This window comes from Rhodococcus sp. IEGM 1241, from assembly GCF_033142365.1.
In the GTDB taxonomy this organism is placed as follows: domain Bacteria; phylum Actinomycetota; class Actinomycetes; order Mycobacteriales; family Mycobacteriaceae; genus Rhodococcus_F; species Rhodococcus_F erythropolis.
In genome coordinates, this window is sequence record NZ_JAWLSE010000042.1 from 1 (window position 1) to 4,833 (window position 4,833).

Below are 4,833 nucleotides of genomic sequence, written 5' to 3' on the forward strand. Positions count from 1 at the left end.
TGTAATCCGTAGCTAGTAGGTAGTGCCGTTGACATCATCCTGGGCTTCCTTCCACGGATTCGGGATATGTGGGCGACGGTGTTATCTGCAGGCAGCGAGGTACGCCGATGACACCGCCGACACGCACCGTTCGGGTGCATCGAATCAGGCAGGGTCGGGCGTAGCTTCGAGTTCAGGCGAACGGGAGCGGGCTGATGGCTACAGCGCAACGTGTCACTCTCAGCGACGGTGCAACGACCTGGACGGTGATCGACAGATCGTTCGGTCTCGTTGAGCCGGTCGAGGCATACCTCGAGTACGGGCGGCAAATCGACTTCCGGCCGAACACGACCCGCGCCTACGCACAGAGCCTGGCCCAGTGGTGGTCGTTCCTGGAAGTGACCGGCACATCGTGGGATGCGGTGAAGCTGCACGACTTCGGCGACTTCATCTCTGCCCTGCGCTACGGCGAGCTGGACTCGCCGGTCCGCGAACTCCGCCCCCGACCGACGCTCAGCGACAGCACGGTGAACCTCCGCATGCGCGCGGTGATGAGTTTCTACCGCTACCAGGCCGACAGCGGAACAGACGCTGCGCCGTTCCTGTGGAAGCAAGCCCAGGTCCGATCGGGCCGCTACCTCTCGTTCCTCGAGCACGTGGCCAGGCGAGCGCCGCAGAAGCGCGCAACTATCCGAATCCGCGCCGCCCGCAAGGCCATCCCGGTTCTGACGCCGACCACGATCGACGCCCTCCAAGATGCCGAGGCCAGCTACGACCCGGTGCTCGAGGAGTGGCGAGGTGACCTGCGATATCGGTTCCTGTGGGCAGTCCTGGCGGAATCGGGCATGCGGATCGGTGAAGCCCTCTCGTTGCAGCACCGCGACTGGATCACCGGGATCGGTGGCAAGAGCGCCCGGGTCGCGATCGTGAGCAGGGTGCACCCGCACGGCCTGTCCGCCAAGTCCGGGGAGCGCGAGGTCCACATCGGGTCGCGGCTCGATCGGCTCTACGCCGACTACGTGTGGTGGCTGTGCGATCGAGGCGCCGATGTGGCCCTCGATGATTGGGACAGCAGCTACATCTTCTGCAACGTGATGCGGAACCCGCTGTTCGCGCCGCTGCGCACCGAGTCGGTCTATGCGCACCTGCGCTCGATGAAGCACCGCGACAACGACTTCCCGAACCTGATGACACCGCACTGGTTTCGGCACACCCACGCCACTGCGCTGTTGCTGGCAGGGAGCCCCGTCCACACCGTCAGTCGCCGCCTCGGCCACGCGAGCGTGCAGACCACGATGAACATCTACGGCCACGTCACCGAGGACGCCGAGCTGGCCTCGGTAGCGAACTGGCGCGAATACGTCGCCGGATGGGAGTATCCGAATGCTTAGCCCAGCAACAGATCCCGCAATCACGTCCTGGTCGCGCAGCCCCAAGAGACTGCACCAGATCGATCCGGGCTTGGCACTAGCGGACATGTTCGACCTCACCATCGCCCGCAGGCTCTGGGACTCTCTGCCCGAAGAATGCCGCAGCGATCACTTCGACAAGAAGACGATGCCGGCGCACTACCGACCGGCGATCCGCGAAGTAAACGTCGGTGGGGGCTGGACCTCCTGCTACCTGAACTTCCGCGGTTTGCCGGAGCCGATGACCTGGGAAATCGCCTGGATCATTCATCGGCGTATCGAGCTGGGTCACTTCGTCCGCGTCATCGAGACGAATGCCGTCTTCACCCTGCTGCGCGCCGCGATGCATCACGACGACGAGTGCCGGTCGGCGCAATCGCTGCTGCACCGTTCGCCGGACGAGTGGGTGAGATCCGCACGGAAGGCTCAGATGCGCGGTGAGAAGATCGGCGAGTCTGCGTTCAAAGGCGGCACCTACCGCCTCGGGCACATGGCCGCCGTGCTCGGATACGCCTATCACCGCGGCCCGTGGTGGGAGCTGAACGTCTGGAACCCCAGCCTCGACCCGAGGGTGCCCCAACGCGACCACGAACCGCAAGGTCGCACGACCATGCACTTCACCAACCTGACCAGCATGTGGTTGCGCGAGGGAGCGAAGTACTGGCTCTCGGCGGGCCTGACCACGGAAAGGTACTCGTGGAGCACGATCAAATCGCGCCTGGACGCTCTGAAATGGCTGCAACGCTACATCGACACCACCGCCGATCAGGGCCCGTGCCTGACAACCGATCCACACCGCCTGCGGGGCTTCATCCGCGGCTTCTGCGACCTGCTCCTCGCACACCGCATCGAGTCCGGGGCGCGCGCGGGCAAGCCGCTGGCGACGAACCCACGCCGCCAGATCATGACCGCGATCGAACAGTTCTACCAGTTCATGTATGACCACCGGGACGAAGCCGCCACCGAACTCGGCATCAGCGCCTGGGCCACTCTGCGACCCGAGCACTGCGTGCTCTTCCGCCCCGAGGACAAGCCCCGCCTGGCCAACGTCAAGGCAGACGGCATGGTCCTCGAAGACGATGTCATGGCGCAGATCGCCGAAGGCAGCGGCCTGCTCGCACAGCCCGTGAACGAGGGCGGACTCGGCGACCTGCAAGCCTTCCACATCATGATGCTTCTGCTGCGCACCGGACGTCGCGCCAACGAGGTGCTGATGATGGACTTCGACCCACTCGAACCGATCCTGCGCACGCGCACAGACAGTGATCCTGACAGCGCGGGATTCGTCGCCCGGATGCGGTATCAACAGACCAAGATCGAATCGAACCTCGCACCCACGATCCCCGTGGACGAGGAGATCGTCACGATCATCCGAGCCCAACAAAAGCACGCCCGAGAAATGATGGCACACTTCGGAAACCCTGACGTCACGCCAAAATACCTGTTCCTTCGCACGACCCGAAACCGACTGGGCGACAAGCCTTACCCGCTTCCGACAATGCATCTGCGGTTCAGCAGACTCACCAGCCTGCTCAACATCAGAGACTCCGTCGGACGTCAGGTCGCGGTCTCCAAGACACACCGCTTCCGGCACACCGCCGCGACCAACCTCATCAACGCCGGAGTGCCGCTGCACGTCGTGATGCGCTACTTCGGACACATCTCTCCGGACATGACCTTGCACTACGCCGTGACCTCCGCTCAGACCATGGAGGAGGAATTCCTCCGATACAAGAAAGTCACCCGCGACGGCCGCACCGCCTCGATCGACAGCTCCGACCTCTACGACCTGATCCAGCTCGACAAGCGAGCCGACCGCATCCTCCCCAACGGCTGGTGCACGCTCCCACCGAAACAATTGTGCGATAAGGGAAACGCCTGCCTGTCCTGCTCGAAATTCGTCACCGACTCCACTCACGCCCCGCAGTTGCGGACCCAACTCACCGACACGGAAACCCTGATCGAACACCGGCAAGCAGTGTTCACCGCGAAGTACGGCGCCCCGATGGACGAGACGAACATCTGGCTGCACGGCCGCCAAATCGAGGTCGACTCGCTCAACCGGATCCTGCTCTCGATCAACGACGTCTCCGCCACCGACAAGGCCGTTCGCGGCCCCGGAACCACCATCTAGAGCAAGGAGAACCAGCCCGTGCCCGAACACCTCACCGCCGCAGCGCGAGCGCGCCACACCGAGACCAGAGCCCGCGCGGACGCGGCGCTGCTGGCACTCAGCAATGCAGGCGAGCCGGTCACCTTCGCGGCCGTCGCTCGCCGCGCCAAGGTCTCCACCGACTTCCTCTACAACCAGCCCGACCTGCGCACGAAGATCAACGACCTCCGCACCAGGCGGTCGCACCGCCGAACAACTCCGGAACAGATGACCGAACCCGGACAGCAGTCTGCACCGTCCGCAGTCAGAGCACTGTCCTCGCAGCTCAAGGAACTCAAACGGCGGCACGCCGAAGAGGTCGGCGAGCTGCGCACGGCGCTCGCGGTCGCCCACGGCGAGAACCTCGCGCTGCGGCGACGATTCACCGACTCCGGCTAGCGCCCTGCGGGTAAGCGATTTCGCCGCTCGTTCACGAAACACGACCCGCTGCCTCGGCATCGGCGGGAAGCGCCTGTCCGGGACACGTCGACAGGACGGTGGCGATCGCGTCTTTCTCCGCCTGGGTCACCCACAGTCGATACCGGAGTTTGACCGCGACCTGACGGGCCACATAAGCACAACGGAACGCCTTGTTCGGCGGCAGCCACGATGCGGCATCCGAATCACTCTTCGCCGAGTTCGGAGCCTGCGTGGTAGCGATGAGATTGAGCGGATCATTCGCCAGATCGATCCGCTCGGCGGCCGACAACTGCTGCGCGCCCTTCTGCCACGAATCACCAAGAGCGACGACATGCTCGATCGGGACGAGCGGCGAAGTCGTCTCCCCACGAACGAAATTCACCGTCGTCCCGGTATACGGATCGTGAAGAACTCCCGACTGCACCACACACGGCGGCGAGACCACACCCGAGCGGACCTTGCACGTGACGTCCACAAGGTCACGGGACAATATGTCCTCGCGAGTACTCAGCGAGTTCCCGCCCCACATAACGGTGTTCGTATCAGTCCACGCGACCCCGAACTCGCTGCGCGCATACCCCGTCTTCGGCGCACGCCCCTTCACCGCAAGCTGATCCAGCGCCGACAGTGCCTCATCGACCTGCACACCAGGCGCAGAAGTTCCCGACACCGGAGCGGCGAATACCGACCCACCATCAGCGGGAAGGACCGAGCAACCAGACACAGTGACAACGAACGCCGCAGCTACCGCCGCGACCCCGGTCACGCGCTGGCGCATCACAAGGCCACCACAGCAGTGAGCGGCATGTCATCGACATAGTGACCAGCAGAAAGAGGAAGACTCCTTGACAAAGCTGCTGATAACACGTGGTC

Annotated in this window: 4 protein-coding genes; 3 read left to right on the forward strand and 1 reads right to left on the reverse strand. The window is 64.0% G+C overall.

Annotated features, from left to right (window positions below; genetic code table 11):
* Positions 1-194: 194 nt before the first annotated feature.
* From R4P70_RS32415 to R4P70_RS32425, 3 genes are read left to right on the forward strand one after another with little or no spacing between them, the layout of a single operon-like run.
* Positions 195-1,370, forward strand: a complete 1,176-nt coding sequence (locus R4P70_RS32415; RefSeq protein WP_021334719.1) for a tyrosine-type recombinase/integrase — start codon at positions 195-197, stop codon at positions 1,368-1,370.
* A complete protein-coding gene (locus tag R4P70_RS32420; RefSeq protein WP_080656790.1) occupies positions 1,363-3,522 on the forward strand; it encodes a tyrosine-type recombinase/integrase in 2,160 nt (719 codons plus the stop codon). The genes R4P70_RS32415 and R4P70_RS32420 overlap by 8 nt, the downstream gene beginning before the upstream one ends.
* Before the next feature lie 18 nt (positions 3,523-3,540).
* A complete protein-coding gene (locus R4P70_RS32425) occupies positions 3,541-3,939 on the forward strand; it encodes a DUF6262 family protein (RefSeq protein WP_021334717.1) in 399 nt (132 codons plus the stop codon).
* A gap of 31 nt (positions 3,940-3,970) precedes the next feature.
* Here the strand turns inward: R4P70_RS32425 and R4P70_RS32430 are convergent, their stop codons facing one another.
* Positions 3,971-4,738: an HNH endonuclease family protein gene (locus R4P70_RS32430; RefSeq protein WP_021334716.1), complete on the reverse strand. Its 768-nt coding sequence runs from the start codon at positions 4,736-4,738 to the stop codon at positions 3,971-3,973.
* Positions 4,739-4,833: the final 95 nt, after the last annotated feature.

What these genes read in the sequence shown, in the direction of transcription:
- R4P70_RS32420 (WP_080656790.1), top strand. Translation starts at nt 1,363, where the DNA reads ATGCTTAGCCCAGCAACAGATCCCGCAATCACGTCCTGGTCGCGCAGC.
- R4P70_RS32430 (WP_021334716.1), bottom strand. Translation starts at nt 4,738, where the DNA reads ATGCGCCAGCGCGTGACCGGGGTCGCGGCGGTAGCTGCGGCGTTCGTT.
- R4P70_RS32415 (WP_021334719.1), top strand. Translation starts at nt 195, where the DNA reads ATGGCTACAGCGCAACGTGTCACTCTCAGCGACGGTGCAACGACCTGG.